The following is a 14029-nucleotide window of genomic DNA, read 5'->3' as shown; positions in this document are numbered from 1 at the left end:
CGGAAAAGCCCCCGCAGCAGCAGGGGCAGGTTTAGTTACAGTTTTTCGCCATTGGTACGGATGACGTCCTGATACCAGCCAAAGCTCAGTTTTTTCTTACGCGCCAGATTGTTTTCATGGTCCACGTAAACAAAACCGTACTGTTTCTGGTAGCCATTCAGCCAGGACAGCAGGTCAATGAATGACCACGGGTAATAACCCCGTACATCCGCGCCCAGCTTGATTGCTTCTGCCGTTGCCTGAATATGGTCGCGCAGGTAATCGATACGCGGCTGATCCAGTACTTCACCATTCACGATCGGGTCTTTCGCACCCAGCCCGTTTTCGGTGATGTAGATCGGTACCTTGCCATAACGCTTGTTGATACGCATGATGGCGTCGGTTAAGCCTTCCGGATAGATTTCCCAATCCCAATCGGTATAACGGCCATTCGGGTTACGCACCATCTTGAACAGACCTTTAAAGCCCAGTTCCTGACCGGAGCCTTTCTGACCGGAGGTATTCATGGCGAAACCATCAACATCCAGGTTCGCGGCAATCATTTCGCGTTTGTAATAGTTCAGGCCAATGAAATCACAGATGTTGTTCTTCAGCAGTTCAGCATCGCCCGGCGCAAATGCCGGTACGCCAAATGCCGCCTGCGACATCGCCAGCAATTCAGCTGGGTATTCGCCTTTCAGCACCGGATCAAAGAACCAGTGGGTAAAGCAGCCTTCAGCAAATTCACAGGCTTTGACATCTTCTGGCTTATCGCTGATCGGGTCGTTAGGCTGCATCACGTTGACGAAGCCGATCTGACCCTGCACACCCATCTTGCGGAAGGTTTCCACCGCTCGGGCATGAGAAATAAACACATGGTGACAGGCCTGAATGGCGCGTTTCGGATCTTTGACTCCCGGCGGATGCATGCCGGTCAGATAACCAAACGCGGTAAAGACGATGGTTTCGTTAAAGGTGGCCCACAGTTTGACGCGATCACTGAAACGCTCATACAGCAAACGGGCATAGCCTTCAAAGGCATCCACGATTTCGCGGGATTCCCAGCCACCGATTTCATCCTGCAGCGCTTGCGGCAGATCCCAGTGATACATGGTCAGCATCGGCTCGATACCATGTTTCAGCAGCTCATCAATCAGGTCGCTGTAGAATTTCACGCCAGCCTCATTCACCTCACCTCGCCCTGTCGGGAAGATGCGAGGCCATGAAACGGAGAAGCGGTAGCTCTTCATGCCGAGTTCGGCCATCAGTGCCACGTCTTCCTTGAAGCGGTTGTAATGGTCGGCGGCGACATCACCGTTGGTACCCATGTAAGTGGTTCCGGGCAGATGGGAATAGACGTCCCAGTTGGAAAGTCCTTTCCCATCCGCATCATGCGCGCCTTCTACCTGATAGGCCGCCGTAGCCGCACCCCACAGGAAATCTTGCGGGAACACGCTCATGCGTTTGCTCCCTTGCTTAACTGTTTGTGGATTTCGATCAGTTCCTCGATCATTTCCCGCGCCAGCATGGAGGTCATGATATGGTCCTGAGCATGCACCATGATCAGATTCACCGGGATTTTACCTGTGCCTTCGTCGAGCCCAATCAGCATGGTCTGTACGTCATGGGCGCGTTTGGATGCTTGTGATGCCTGCGTCAGTAACACATCAACCTGTGCCCAGTTGTGCTGCTTGGCAGCTCGCAGGGCCTGCATGGCGAAGCTGCGCGCTTCGCCTGCATTGATGATGAGTTCCATGACGGTGGATTCCAGATTGAATTCAGCTTCTTCGTTCATTGCCAAATTTCCTATTCTTATTCGTTAATCAAGCGGTCTGTGCATGCATTTCTGCTTCGTTCTCGGCTTCCTGAGCCAGCAGTTGTTTTTCATACACTTTGAAGAATGGCAGGTAGATCAGCAGGTCAATCACAATCAGTGCGACAACCAGCAAACCGTTACTCACTACCCAGCCGGCACCCCATGCTGCACCGATTGGCGCTGGCGCAGTCCACGGTACCAGTGAGATCACCTTGCCAATCAGACCAGAACCAGCGGCAAACCAGGCGATAGTGGCGTTCACCATCGGAGCTACCACGAATGGGAAGAACAGCACCGGGTTCATCACGATCGGGCTACCGAAAATCACCGGTTCGTTGATGTTAAAGCAGGCAGGCACGATACCCAGTTTACCGATGGAACGCAGGTGAGCTGATTTACTGCGCATGTAGAGCAGGACCAGACCTAAGGTTGCACCAGAACCACCCAGCACGATGAAGAATGACCAGAACGGTTCAACGAAGGTGTGAGGCAGAGGTTGGCCAGCCGCCAGCGCAGCCTGGTTCAGACCCAGGTTTACCAGGAAGAAAGGTTGCAGAATACCACCGACGATCGCGGCACCGTGGATACCGGCAAACCACAAGATGTGCGCCAGGAATACCGCAAACAGGATGGCAGGCAGAGAATCCGCTGCAGAAACCAGTGGTTTGAACACCGCCATGATAGCGTCAGGCAGGATCATACCGAACTGATGTTGCATAAACAGGTTCAGTGGGTAGATGGTCAGGATCACGATCAACGCCGGGATCAGCAGGTTGAAAGACTGACGGATTTTCTCTGGTACCTGTTCCGGCAGTTTGATGCCGATATTGCGTACTTTCAGGAAACGCATCAGCTCGGTGACATAGATACCGACGATGATGGTGGTGAAAATACCGGTACCACCCAGGAAGTTCGCTGGCAGCGTCCCGTCTTTCATTGGCGCGGCAATCAGCAGGAAAGTCATCAGCGACAGCATGGCGCATGGGAAGGCGTCAATTTTGTAGCTTTGTGCCAGGTTATACGCAATCCCTGCACTGATATAACAGGCCATGATCCCCATCGACATGTTGAATGGTGTCATGATCTCGTTGAAATAGTTTTTCGACATCGCCAGCCACCACTGACCGAAGCCAAATGTGGTCTCTGGTGAAAACGGTGGGAATGCAAACACCAGCAGGAATGAACCTACAATCATGAATGGCATCGCACCGATAAAACCGTCACGAACCGCCATAATGTGACGTTGAGTACCCGCACGCGCGGCGATTGGGCTGATGGTGTTTTCAATAAAATCAAAAAATGCGTGGGACATAATTTGTCTCCCGGAGACAGTGTGTTGTTAAAAAGGGGCTACAACTTATTACGCCGTCTTATTTTTTAAGCCATCATCGCCAGTGCGTCGGCGAGGATCTTGTCGCCACGCATCATGCCGTAATCCATGCTGTTGATCACAGCAATCGGCTTGCCTACTGCTTCGGCTTTTTTCTTGAATTCGTCGAACTTGTATTTGATTTGCGGTCCTAACAGACAGCAGTCATATTTTGGCAGCGTGCTGTCGAATTCTTCCATTGCAACAGCGATGATTTCCGCTTCTACACCTTTCTGAGTAGCAGCTTGCTTCATTTTGTTTACAACCATGCTGGTAGACATACCGGCAGCACAGCAGAGAAATATTTTCTTCATGGTTAAACTCCCCAACGTTCCCTTATGGTGTGTGTCGGAAGAGAGTATAGGAAGATGTGTAACCGGTTACAGCAACCGGTTACAGAATGTATGATGGGCTTCGCAAAATCTGATTACTTCCTGATCAGGATCGTGATCAGGGCTTAATTTTGCTGAGTGTGGCGCAGGGCATCCCAGCTGAAAACTACCAGTGCTGACCAGATCAGGGCGAAGGTCAGCCACTTCTGCCAGACGATCGGTTCGTGGTAGAGCGTGATGGCAAAAATAAACATCAGGCTGGGGCCGATATACTGAAAAAAGCCGATTGTGGAGAGGCGCAGACGCTTGGCGCCGGCGGTAAAACAGAGCAGCGGCACCGTGGTAATAATACCGGCCGCAATTAACCAGAGGTTCAGGGCGAGGGTGTTCTGCGACAGCTGGCTGGTGGCGCTGTCGGCATACAGAAACAGATACCAGGCCGCGACCGGGGTCAGCACGAGAGTTTCAACCAACAGCCCGGTCAGCGAATCCACCGCCATTTTCTTCCGGAGCAGGCCATAAACGGCAAAACTTCCGGCCAGCGCTAACGCAATCCAGGGGAAGACACCCAGGGTGACGATTTGCAGCACCACGCCGGAAACCGCCAGCGCGACCGCAAACCACTGCCACTGGCGCAACCGTTCCCCCAGAAACAGCATACCCAGCAGAATATTCAGCAGCGGATTGATGAAATAACCGAGACTGGATTCCAGCATATGATCGTGGTTGATCGCCCAGATGAACAGTAACCAGTTGGCGGCAATCAGCACCGCGGTGAGGGTCAGCAGCGCCAGATACCGCGGATGCCGGAACACCGCCAGCACGGCCCGGCCGGATTTGGTCCACCATACCAGCAGGATGAGGAATACACAGGACCAGATGATCCGGTGGGTCACAATTTCACCGGCAGGGACAAAACCGATATGTTTGAAATAAAGCGGGGCCACCCCCCAGATAAAAAACGCAGTCAGGGCATACAACATCCCTTGGGTCGACGACTTCATAGTAAATAATAGAAAAAGAAGAGGAGGAACAAGCATATACCACAGGCAATTCCATCATGGAATAAGCCACTGCAATTCAGGTATTCACTAATTACTTATTATGCATTTTGCTGGTTTGACGACTCAGACCGACCAGTGACGGTGTTGTAAACCGCGAAGGGAGCGGTTCGGACTTTCCAGCTCGCGAGGCATCGATGGCACATACTGTTTCAGCAAACTACAGATACCCTGCAGCAAATGTTCCCGTATTGAGGCAACCGGTTCTTTCCAGGCATATAAACAAATATGTTCCGGAATCAGGTACTTGCTGTATTCCAGTAACAGGCTATCCGGCCAGCGTTCCAGAGTGGGCGTATGGCTATCCAGATAACTGGACAGTGGTCCGCGAATCAGTAAAAACCGTACCTGTTCCATATCCCGCTGACACAGGCATTTTTCATTGATCTGATAAGTATGCTGATGCGCGGTGCCCTGTTGCATGAACAAACCCCGCTGGCGGCATTCCATGATCCGGTACCAGGGGAGTTCATCACTGATGCCATAACCTTCCAGCTCCCGTTGCAACCAGAGCAACAGGCTTGGATCCTGCGCGGTATGCCGCAAGTTTTCTAACTGACGCAGTAACTCGTCACTGCGAATCGCTGTAGTCTGGCTCATAGGTCACTCCTCCCTGCTCATAGTATGGAACGAGGTTGCAATCAATGCCGGGCAAGAAATTGACTCATGTCAATTCTATATGAAATAAAATCTTTACGTATAGTTACAAATTTGAATAAAAAATGAGCAGCCTGGGCTCAAAAATTATATGCAGAATAACTGTCTGATTATTCATTCTGTTTACACGGATGTATCGCCGGGCGCGGTTGTTAATTAGAATGTCACCATGATTTCAGAGTCCGCCATGCAGGAAGTCTTTTCCGTGCAGTCACATCCGTATCCTCAGCCGTTAGACGTGCTGCGGGAGGTATTTGGTTATCAGTCATTCCGCCCGGGGCAGGACACCGTTATTGCACAGTTGGTCGCCGGACGCGATGTGCTGGCGATCATGCCGACTGGTGGCGGTAAATCGCTGTGTTATCAGGTGCCGGCACTAGTGCGCCCTGGTCTGGCGATCGTGGTGTCACCGCTGATTGCGCTGATCAAGGATCAGGTGGATGCATTGCGCGCCAACGGTGTTGCTGCGGCCGGTCTGCATTCCGGCCTGTCGCGGGATGAACTGCCGGAGGTATACAACCAGCTCTGGCGTGGTGATCTGAAGCTGCTGTATATCGCGCCGGAGCGCATTCTGTTACCGGATTTTCTTGCCCGCCTACAAGATATCCCGCTGTCGCTGATCGCGATTGATGAGGCGCATTGTATTTCGCAATGGGGACACGATTTCCGTCCGGAATATGCCGAACTGGGCAAGCTGAAACAGCTGTTCCCGCATGTTCCCATCGCCGCACTGACGGCTACCGCAGACGATGCGACCAGGCAGGACATTCTCAACCGGCTGGGACTGTCTGATCCTTTTTTTCATCTGGCGAGTTTTGACCGTCCGAACATCCGCTATACCTTGGTAGAAAAATTTAAGCCTTCCGAGCAGTTATTACATTACGTGCAAAAACAGGCCGGGCAGTGCGGCATTGTTTATTGCACCAGCCGTAAACGTACCGAAGAGGTCGCGGACCTGCTGAAAGTGCGGAACTATCGCGCCGCCTGCTATCACGCCGGATTACCCACCGAGGAACGCGCCCGCGTACAGGACGCCTTCATCCGCGATGATCTGGATATTGTGGTGGCGACCGTGGCCTTTGGTATGGGAATCGATAAACCCAATGTGCGCTTTGTGGTGCACTACGATATCCCGAAAAATATCGAATCCTACTATCAGGAAACCGGCCGTGCTGGGCGGGATGGCTTGCCGGCCGAAGCCTTACTGCTGTTTGATCCGGCGGACATTGAACGGGTGCGCGGGCTGCTGGAAAACAACGAAAACGCGGAACAGCGCCAGGTTGAGATCTTCAAGCTCAATCTGATGTCGGCCTTTGCTGAGGCGCAGACCTGCCGGCGTCAGGTGTTGCTGAATTATTTCGGCGAATATCACGCCAAGCCTTGTGGTAACTGCGATATCTGTCTTGATCCGCCGAAAACCTATGACGGCACCGAAGATGCGCAGAAAGCCTTGTCCTGTGTGTACCGGGTCGGCCAGCGCTTCGGCATGGGACATGTGATCGAGGTATTACGCGGTGCCCAAAGTCAGCGTATCCGCGAACTCGGACACGACAAGCTGTCGACCTATGGTCTCGGCAAGGATCAATCACATGAATACTGGTTGTCGGTGCTGCGCCAGCTGATCCATAAGGGATTACTGGTACAGAACATTACCCGGCATCTGGTACTGCAACTGACCGAAGCGGCACGCCCCGTTTTACGGGGAGAACAGCCCCTCGAGCTGGCGGTGCCGCGGACCGAATTGCTTTCGGCGAAGAAGCTGCGTCGTCGCGAGTTGGAACTGGCGCAGGGCGAAGATGCCGCTTTGTTCCGGGAATTGCGTAAACTGCGGAAGCAACTGGCCGAAGAAGAGGGCATCCCGCCGTATGTGGTGTTTAACGACGCCACCTTGCTGGAGCTGGCACAGTTCAAACCAACCACCGATGCAGAGATGTTGATGATCAACGGCGTCGGGTATCGCAAGCTGGAACGGTTTGGCGAAGCATTTCTGGAATGTATCCGTGAACATGCCGACCTGTAGCTGGTAAGTTACCGCATCCTGCGGCAAAATCGCGCAGTGTATGAGGAGAACAGCATGATTAATCCGAACAAAATTGAAGAGATGGCGCGCACTATTCAGGCCGCACTGCCACCGGGACTGAAAAGTGTCGGTGAAGAGGTCGATAAAAAAGTTAAGCAGGTGATTCAGGCACAACTGATGAAGCTGGATCTGGTCAGCCGCGAAGAATTTGATGTCCAGACCAAGGTTTTGTTGCGCACCCGCGAAAAGCTGCAGGCGCTGGAAGAAAAACTGCAGCAACTGGAAAAGCAACTGGCTGAACGTGACTAATCAGCAGCCGTTAGTGCAGGAATGAGCAGACGGCACCTGATATATCCGGTGCCGTTTCTGTATCAGATGAAATTAAATGCATCTCCGAAGAGCTGCGCATCTTCCACGCCACGATGACGTAACGCCTCACGAACTACTGCTGCCATTTCAAAGCGCCCGGCTACATAAATATCAAACTGGCCGAACGAGTGAAAATCACTCAGCACCGCTTCATGCACAAAGCCGCTGCGACCGAGCCAGTCATCATCCGGGAACTGCACCACCGGCACAAAAGTCAGGTCTTTAAACTCACTGGCCCAGTTTAAAACTTCTTCACCTTCGTACAGTTGATCGGCTTTCCGTACGCCCCAATACAGATAAGTACGGCGCGGCATTTGGTGATCAACCAGATACTGCAGAATAGAACGGGCATAACTATAACCTGTGCCGCCGGCAATCAGCAGGATCGGCCGCTCACTGTGTTCACGCAGATAAGCGTTTCCTAACGGCATTTCTATCTCTATCTGGCCGTTGGTACGTAATGCTTCCAGCACTTCTCCCGGATACGGGTTGCCCGGGGTGGCGCCGATCTGCAGTTCCAGTACATTGCCCCGGGTCGGCGAGCTGGCAATTGAAAATGAACGTTTATCTTTCTCGCCCATGATTACCTGCAGATATTGCCCCGGTTTATAGGCAATCTGCTGTTCCGGGATCAGACGGACATGCCAGATATGTTCCGCGCATTCATGCAGGGTTTCCAGATGACAGACAGTGCGTGGCATAACATTCCTCGTTATAACGGTTCTTGCGGATAGGCAGGTATTCAGTCGAGAATGCCCAGCGAATCCCAGAGTTCATCAACACGGCGTTTTACCGCCTCATCCATATGAATGGGAGTACCCCATTCGCGCTGTGTTTCACCCGGCCATTTATTGGTTGCATCCAGACCCATCTTAGAACCCAAACCCGCAACGGGTGAGGCAAAGTCCAGATAATCAATCGGTGTATGCTCTATAAGCGTAGTATCTCTGGCCGGATCCATGCGTGTAGTGATGGCCCATATTACGTCATTCCAGTCGCGCGCGTTAACATCTTCATCACAAACGATCACAAACTTGGTATACATAAACTGGCGCAGGAAGCTCCATACCCCCATCATGACCCGCTTGGCATGGCCGGGATAACGCTTTTTAATCGTGACCACCGCCAGCCGGTAAGAACAGCCTTCCGGTGGCAGATAAAAATCGACAATCTCCGGGAATTGTTTACGCAGCAGCGGTACAAACACTTCGTTCAGCGCCACACCCAGCATGGCCGGTTCATCCGGCGGACGGCCGGTATAGGTGCTGTGGTAGATGGCATCTTTACGCATGGTCATATGGGTAATGGTAAAGACGGAGAAATCCTCGACTTCATTGTAATAACCCGTGTGATCACCGTACGGGCCTTCCGGCGCTGTTTCGCCAGGCATCAGATAGCCCTCCAGTACGATTTCTGCACTGGCCGGCACATCGAGGTCACAGCTCAGTGCCTTGACGACTTCAGTCCGGCTCTGACGTAACAAGCCGGCAAACGCATATTCCGACAAGGTATCCGGCACCGGCGTCACCGCGCCCAGAATGGTGGCCGGATCTGCGCCAATCGCGACAACGACCGGGAATGGCTCACCGGGATGAGCTTCCTGCCACTCACGAAAATCGATAGCGCCACCACGGTGATCCAGCCAGCGCATGATCAGCTTATTCTTCGCCAGCAATTGCTGGCGGTAGATGCCAAGATTTTGCCGGTTTTTATACGGACCTTTGGTGATGGTCAGACCCCAGGTGACTAACGGCGCCACATCGCCCGGCCAGCAATGCTGAATCGGCAGCTGACTCAGGTCCACGTCATCACCCGTCAGGATAATTTCCTGACAGGGCGCTTTGCTCAGCCGTTTCACCGGCATATTCAGGATCTGCTTGAACAGCGGCAGTTTATCAAACAGATCGCGCAATCCTTTCGGCGGCTCCGGCTCTTTCAGCATCGCCATCCATTCACCGACATCACGCAAGGCGCTGACATCGTCCTGCCCCATTCCCCAGGCTACCCGTTGCGGTGTACCAAACAGGTTCGCCAGTACAGGATGGCGAGAGCCTTTCGGATTTTCAAACAGCAATGCCGGGCCCTGGGCACGCAGAGTCCGATCGGCAATTTCCGTCATTTCCAGATAAGGATCGATTTCCTGACGGATACGCTTTAGCTGGCCGCGTTGTTCCAGCAAGTCGATAAAATCACGTAAGTCTCGGTATTTCATAGGGGTTACCGGTCAATAAAACTGTTTTGATTATACGAAGAGTTCATCGATTTGGCTTGCTGCGGACGACGCCAATCAGTGATAAACTTTCGTCTGCCGGCAAATATTCAGAATCGATCCGATGACCGAACTCCTACAAGCCGAATTACTGGCTAAAGTTTCCCGTACCTTTGCACTGACCATTCCACAACTGCCTGCTCCGCTGGCGGACTGGGTTGGCAATGCCTATTTGTTATGCCGGATCGCCGATACGATCGAAGATGAACCGGTACTAGCCTGTGAAGAGAAAGCGGTATTTATTCAGCTTTTTCTCGATATCCTTTCCGGCGAGGAGCCTGCGAGTGCTCTGTACGAACAGCTATCCCCACGTCTTTCTGACGGCACCTCGTCAGCGGAACAAGAACTCATCCGTCAGACAGCCAGTGTAATCCGGCACTATCAGCAATTCCCTGATGAAGTTCGTCAGATCCTGCAGCGGGCTATCGTGATCATGAGCCAGGGTATGGCCCGCTATCAGCATCAGGCCTCACCGCAAGGACTGGCCGATCAAATGGCACTGGACCATTACTGTTATGCGGTTGCCGGGGTGGTCGGCGAAATGCTGACAGCATTATTTATTGCTTATCGTCCTTCCCTGTCGGCAAATAAAGAAGAGTTACGTGCGTTATCTGTCTCCTTTGGACTTGGTTTACAGCTGACCAATATATTGAAAGATGTCTGGGACGATGCCCGCCGAGGCGTCTGCTGGTGGCCGCAAACACTCACCCAAAATGGCATTCACTGGCCGCCTGCAGATAAACAAACGCTCATCCGCAGCAGAAAAGAGTTGGTCGCCATTGCCACAGGCCATCTGCGTGATGCGCTGGATTACACACTGGCCTTACCGGCAGAAGAGCAGGGGCTGCGTCAATTCTGTCTCTGGGCACTTGGCATGGCGGTACTGACTTTGCAGAAAATCCAGAATTCGGAAGATTATCTGAATGGCGATAATGTCAAAATCAGCCGTAACGATGTCCGCCGGGTTATTGTGTGGTGCCGGGTAACCGGACGATTTAATCATGGCCTGCAATGGTTGTTTGCCTGGTGGTCGCGCGGATTGGGTTGTCAGCGTCGTTGTTACCGGCAGCTATACCGGACGGTGAGTTGTTGGTAAGCTACAAACATAGCTTGTAAATACTATTTTTCTGCATCAGGAGAAGTACCATGCAATGTCACCGTATCGAAGAACTGCTGGAATTATTGCAGGATGAATGGCTGAAGGATCAGGATATGAGCCTGCTGCAATTCCTGCAGAAAGTTGCCTCAGAGGCCGGATTCACTGAGCCTTTGCATGCTATCAGTGATGATACCCTGATTTATCAACTGAAAATGCGCAGCCGTGGCGAAGCGGAAATGATCCCGGGCTTGGCGAAGGATGCAGTTCCTGATTTCAAAGAGGCGATTCTGCGCGCCCGCGGCATCATCAAATAAGGTTTACATGCAAGACGCATCATTTCAGTTCCAGTTCTTAACCCCGGAGTTGATTGTATCGGCTCTGGCGGCCCTGAATTTATATCCCGAATCCGGTCTGACGCCGCTCAATAGCTATGAAAACCGGGTTTATCTGTTTCAGGCGGAAGATCGTCAGCGATATGTTGTGAAGTTCTACCGCTCGCAGCGCTGGAATTTGCAGCAGTTGCAGGAAGAGCACGAACTGACACAGTTTTTGCTGGCGCATGATGTGCCGGTTATCGCGCCTGTGGTACAGAACGGGTACGCGTTACATCAGGTTGATGGCTTTTATTATGCGGTTTGGCCGTACCGTCCCGGGCGGGGGCTGGAGCTGGATAATATGGCTCAACTGGAGATGGTAGGACAGGCGCTGGGACGCTGGCATGCCCGCGCTTCTAATTATACGCTGCAGCACCGTCCTGAATTTAATGCGATTAATCGCGTTACTACCCCGATCAATTATCTGTTGCAACATCAGCCATGGGGAACATCGGCATTACCCTGGGATGCCCTGCTGGCACAACTGCAGCAGCAATTACAGACGCATGCGCTTTTTTCAGCCTCGCAGCTGGCTTTGCATGGCGACTGTCATGCCGGCAATATTCTCTGGCGAGATGAACCAGTAATCCTGGATCTGGATGATTGCGTCATGGGGCCAGCCATGCAGGATATCTGGATGCTGCTGTCCGGTGATGAAAATGAACAGCGGCAGCAGCTTTATACGATTCTGGATGGTTACGAGACTTACTGTGAGTTCGATGAACGGCAGTTGGGTTTTATTGAGCCATTACGGACCCTGCGCATGCTGAACTACCTGGTCTGGCTGCACCGGCGCTGGCAGGATCCTGCCTTTCCGCAGGCTTTCCCCTGGTTTAATCAGCATGATTACTGGCAAAACCAATTCCGCATGCTGACCGAACAGGCCCAGTTATTAGAACAGCCAAAGGCAGTAATCAACTATAACTGTTAACGTTTTATCCCGATGACGTCTGCAATGGAAGGGAGTATGATCCACGCGTCGTTATCAGGTGAGAATCAATGTGAACATACTGTTTTTTGATTCAGGTATGGGGGGGCTGTCTGTATACCAGGAAGTCCGCAGTGCTCTGCCCGGTCATCGCTATGATTATCTCTTTGATAATGCCTTCTTTCCTTATGGTGAGCAGCCGGAGCACATCATTACTGCACGGTGTTGTTTGCTGATTGGACATCTGGTCTCAGAACGGCAAATCGATCTGGTGGTGATTGCCTGCAATACCGCCAGTACGATTGCGTTACCCGCATTGCGTGAACAGCTTTCTATCCCTGTCGTGGGTGTGGTCCCGGCCATCAAACCTGCAGCAGCACTAACCAGAAACGGCAGTATTGGTTTATTGGCGACTCCGGGTACTGTGCAACGTCCGTATACTTCTCAGTTGATTGCCCAGTTTGCGACTCATTGTCAGGTACTAAAGCTGGGAGTAACCGAGCTGGTGGTTCAGGCTGAAAGAAAAATGGCGGGATATGAGGTGGATGAACAAGCCATTCATCTGGCATTACAGCCATTGCTGGTTCATCCCACACCACCTGATACTCTGGTGCTCGGATGTACTCATTTTCCGCTGTTAAAAGAAGAAATTTACCGGTTGATGCCCGGCGTACAACTGGTGGACTCTGGAGCTGCCATTGCTAAACGCGTAGCGACGCTGTTGAAAGGTAAGGATGCCCAAAGTGTTACCTATCCGGCGGGCAAGGCATTCTGTACGGTGCTGGATCAGGACGCCAATAAAAAAAGCCGCATCCTTACCGAATACGGCTTTCAATCTTTACAAATCTTAGAGCTCTGCTGAATTCGCGCTTTCGTCTTCCGGTTTCAGAGCCTCTTTTTTCTCGTTTGCTTCGCGTACTTTCAATGTACGTTGCAGGTATTCAGCCTCATTTAATGCAGCGATAGCCGCATCGGCTGCTGCTGCCGGCATTTCGACAAAGCCATAACCACGGCGTTTACCCGTATCCCGATCCTTCACCAGACGAACAGAAAGCACCAGGCCGTGTTCAGAAAACAATTTCCGGATTGCAGCTTCATTAGCCCGGTAGGGGAGGTTGCCAACATAAATTGTTTTCACCTCACCTGCATACTCTGCCCGGCTGATAACAACTGATTCATCAGGCTCGGAGATTGCAGCCGCTGCAGATGCGGCAGAGGATGATTTGGCAAAAGCCACGGGTGTTGGAGTCGATACAGGCGAAACAGAGTGTTGAGGCGCATTGCCGCAAAGAGCAAATAAAGGAGAAATCAGGCCGCCAATCAGAATACCAATCGCAATAGCCGAAGAAATAAAATAACCGGCCACTGCCAGTACAGCAGTAACCAGTACACAATATATATAACGTGGTGGAATGTTCATTGAATAGCACTCACTAAAATTGTTGTTATAGAGATGATGTCATCCCCCATGGTAGATGCTTATGACAATCCCCGCCATGCAGACGCTGCTTTAACGCTAGCCAGTTAACATTTTCTGGTAATTACCATCGGTGTAATGCAATAAAAGAAGAATAAAAACAGCGGTGAACCCTATTTTTGTGGATAAGTTTGTGGGTAGATGCGTACATCTTGTTGGTAAAAAGAAATGTGAAAAAAATCACAAAAAGCGCTTGCCTAAAAAACTTTGCTCCCTATAATGCGCCCTCACTGACACGGCAGACGCCGCAACGAACTGAGGAATCAGCGAGTTACGTCA

Annotated in this window: 15 protein-coding genes; 6 read left to right on the top strand and 9 right to left on the bottom strand. The window is 51.9% G+C overall.

Annotated features, from left to right (window positions below; genetic code table 11):
• Window positions 1–35 precede the first annotated feature (35 nt).
• From HNR75_RS11655 to HNR75_RS11630, 6 genes are all read right to left on the bottom strand, one after another.
• Window positions 36–1439, bottom strand: a complete 1404-nt coding sequence (locus tag HNR75_RS11655; protein WP_188027159.1) for a GH1 family beta-glucosidase — start codon at window positions 1437–1439, stop codon at window positions 36–38.
• Window positions 1436–1774 (bottom strand): PTS lactose/cellobiose transporter subunit IIA, encoded by a 339-nt coding sequence (locus HNR75_RS11650; RefSeq protein WP_188027158.1) that lies wholly within the window; start codon window positions 1772–1774, stop codon window positions 1436–1438. Before HNR75_RS11650 ends, HNR75_RS11655 begins: the two co-directional genes overlap by 4 nt.
• A gap of 28 nt (window positions 1775–1802) precedes the next feature.
• Window positions 1803–3107 (bottom strand): PTS sugar transporter subunit IIC, encoded by a 1305-nt coding sequence (locus tag HNR75_RS11645; protein WP_188027157.1) that lies wholly within the window; start codon window positions 3105–3107, stop codon window positions 1803–1805.
• Window positions 3108–3172: 65 nt separating this feature from the next.
• Window positions 3173–3478, bottom strand: coding sequence for a PTS sugar transporter subunit IIB (locus HNR75_RS11640; RefSeq protein ID WP_188027156.1), 306 nt, complete (start codon window positions 3476–3478; stop codon window positions 3173–3175).
• A gap of 143 nt (window positions 3479–3621) precedes the next feature.
• Window positions 3622–4500 (bottom strand): EamA family transporter RarD, encoded by an 879-nt coding sequence (gene rarD / locus HNR75_RS11635; RefSeq protein WP_188027155.1) that lies wholly within the window; start codon window positions 4498–4500, stop codon window positions 3622–3624.
• A 123-nt stretch (window positions 4501–4623) separates the two neighbouring features.
• Window positions 4624–5157 carry an AbiTii domain-containing protein gene (locus HNR75_RS11630; RefSeq protein ID WP_188027154.1) on the bottom strand — a complete coding sequence of 178 codons (534 nt, stop codon included), beginning with the start codon at window positions 5155–5157 and terminating at the stop codon, window positions 4624–4626.
• A gap of 244 nt (window positions 5158–5401) precedes the next feature.
• On the opposite strand from HNR75_RS11630, the gene recQ reads away from it, so the two are divergent.
• Window positions 5402–7234, top strand: coding sequence for a DNA helicase RecQ (gene recQ, locus HNR75_RS11625; protein WP_188027345.1), 1833 nt, complete (start codon window positions 5402–5404; stop codon window positions 7232–7234).
• A 54-nt stretch (window positions 7235–7288) separates the two neighbouring features.
• Window positions 7289–7543 (top strand): ubiquinone biosynthesis accessory factor UbiK, encoded by a 255-nt coding sequence (gene ubiK, locus HNR75_RS11620; protein ID WP_188027153.1) that lies wholly within the window; start codon window positions 7289–7291, stop codon window positions 7541–7543.
• Window positions 7544–7605: 62 nt separating this feature from the next.
• On the opposite strand, the gene fre is transcribed toward ubiK, so the two are convergent.
• A complete protein-coding gene (gene fre / locus HNR75_RS11615) occupies window positions 7606–8304 on the bottom strand; it encodes an NAD(P)H-flavin reductase (RefSeq protein WP_188027152.1) in 699 nt (232 codons plus the stop codon).
• Between the two features lie 41 nt (window positions 8305–8345).
• Entirely contained in the window at window positions 8346–9815 is a 1470-nt protein-coding gene (gene ubiD / locus HNR75_RS11610) for a 4-hydroxy-3-polyprenylbenzoate decarboxylase (RefSeq protein ID WP_188027151.1), read from the bottom strand.
• Window positions 9816–9936: 121 nt separating this feature from the next.
• Between ubiD and HNR75_RS11605 the strand changes: the two genes are divergently transcribed.
• The 4 genes from HNR75_RS11605 to murI all read left to right on the top strand — a co-directional run bounded on the left by HNR75_RS11605 (window position 9937) and on the right by murI (window position 13135).
• On the top strand, window positions 9937–10968 hold the full coding sequence (locus HNR75_RS11605) for a phytoene/squalene synthase family protein (RefSeq protein WP_188027150.1): 1032 nt from the start codon (window positions 9937–9939) through the stop codon (window positions 10966–10968).
• A 50-nt stretch (window positions 10969–11018) separates the two neighbouring features.
• Complete coding sequence (locus HNR75_RS11600) at window positions 11019–11285, top strand: YihD family protein (protein WP_188027149.1); 267 nt, start codon at window positions 11019–11021, stop codon at window positions 11283–11285.
• Window positions 11286–11292: 7 nt separating this feature from the next.
• Window positions 11293–12276 (top strand): serine/threonine protein kinase, encoded by a 984-nt coding sequence (locus tag HNR75_RS11595; RefSeq protein ID WP_188027148.1) that lies wholly within the window; start codon window positions 11293–11295, stop codon window positions 12274–12276.
• A 70-nt stretch (window positions 12277–12346) separates the two neighbouring features.
• The gene (murI, locus tag HNR75_RS11590; RefSeq protein ID WP_343043277.1) at window positions 12347–13135 is read left to right on the top strand and encodes a glutamate racemase; all 789 of its coding nucleotides are present in this window, start codon (window positions 12347–12349) and stop codon (window positions 13133–13135) included.
• Here murI and HNR75_RS11585 read toward each other — a convergent pair.
• The gene (locus HNR75_RS11585) at window positions 13121–13693 is read right to left on the bottom strand and encodes an RNA recognition motif domain-containing protein (RefSeq protein WP_188027147.1); all 573 of its coding nucleotides are present in this window, start codon (window positions 13691–13693) and stop codon (window positions 13121–13123) included. The two genes, murI and HNR75_RS11585, sit on opposite strands and share 15 nt — an antisense overlap.
• Between the last annotated feature and the right edge of the window lie 336 nt (window positions 13694–14029).

The sequence above is a fragment of the Tolumonas osonensis genome (genome assembly GCF_014202415.1).
In the GTDB taxonomy this organism is placed as follows: Bacteria; Pseudomonadota; Gammaproteobacteria; order Enterobacterales; family Aeromonadaceae; genus Tolumonas; species Tolumonas osonensis.
This window is presented reverse-complemented; position numbering and strand designations above follow the sequence as displayed.

What these genes read in the sequence shown, in the direction of transcription:
- HNR75_RS11645 (WP_188027157.1), bottom strand. Translation starts at nt 3,107, where the DNA reads ATGTCCCACGCATTTTTTGATTTTATTGAAAACACCATCAGCCCAATC.
- recQ (WP_188027345.1), top strand. Translation starts at nt 5,402, where the DNA reads ATGCAGGAAGTCTTTTCCGTGCAGTCACATCCGTATCCTCAGCCGTTA.
- fre (WP_188027152.1), bottom strand. Translation starts at nt 8,304, where the DNA reads ATGCCACGCACTGTCTGTCATCTGGAAACCCTGCATGAATGCGCGGAA.
- HNR75_RS11585 (WP_188027147.1), bottom strand. Translation starts at nt 13,693, where the DNA reads ATGAACATTCCACCACGTTATATATATTGTGTACTGGTTACTGCTGTA.
- ubiK (WP_188027153.1), top strand. Translation starts at nt 7,289, where the DNA reads ATGATTAATCCGAACAAAATTGAAGAGATGGCGCGCACTATTCAGGCC.
- HNR75_RS11655 (WP_188027159.1), bottom strand. Translation starts at nt 1,439, where the DNA reads ATGAGCGTGTTCCCGCAAGATTTCCTGTGGGGTGCGGCTACGGCGGCC.
- HNR75_RS11640 (WP_188027156.1), bottom strand. Translation starts at nt 3,478, where the DNA reads ATGAAGAAAATATTTCTCTGCTGTGCTGCCGGTATGTCTACCAGCATG.
- HNR75_RS11605 (WP_188027150.1), top strand. Translation starts at nt 9,937, where the DNA reads ATGACCGAACTCCTACAAGCCGAATTACTGGCTAAAGTTTCCCGTACC.
- HNR75_RS11650 (WP_188027158.1), bottom strand. Translation starts at nt 1,774, where the DNA reads ATGAACGAAGAAGCTGAATTCAATCTGGAATCCACCGTCATGGAACTC.
- HNR75_RS11630 (WP_188027154.1), bottom strand. Translation starts at nt 5,157, where the DNA reads ATGAGCCAGACTACAGCGATTCGCAGTGACGAGTTACTGCGTCAGTTA.
- ubiD (WP_188027151.1), bottom strand. Translation starts at nt 9,815, where the DNA reads ATGAAATACCGAGACTTACGTGATTTTATCGACTTGCTGGAACAACGC.
- HNR75_RS11600 (WP_188027149.1), top strand. Translation starts at nt 11,019, where the DNA reads ATGCAATGTCACCGTATCGAAGAACTGCTGGAATTATTGCAGGATGAA.
- rarD (WP_188027155.1), bottom strand. Translation starts at nt 4,500, where the DNA reads ATGAAGTCGTCGACCCAAGGGATGTTGTATGCCCTGACTGCGTTTTTT.
- HNR75_RS11595 (WP_188027148.1), top strand. Translation starts at nt 11,293, where the DNA reads ATGCAAGACGCATCATTTCAGTTCCAGTTCTTAACCCCGGAGTTGATT.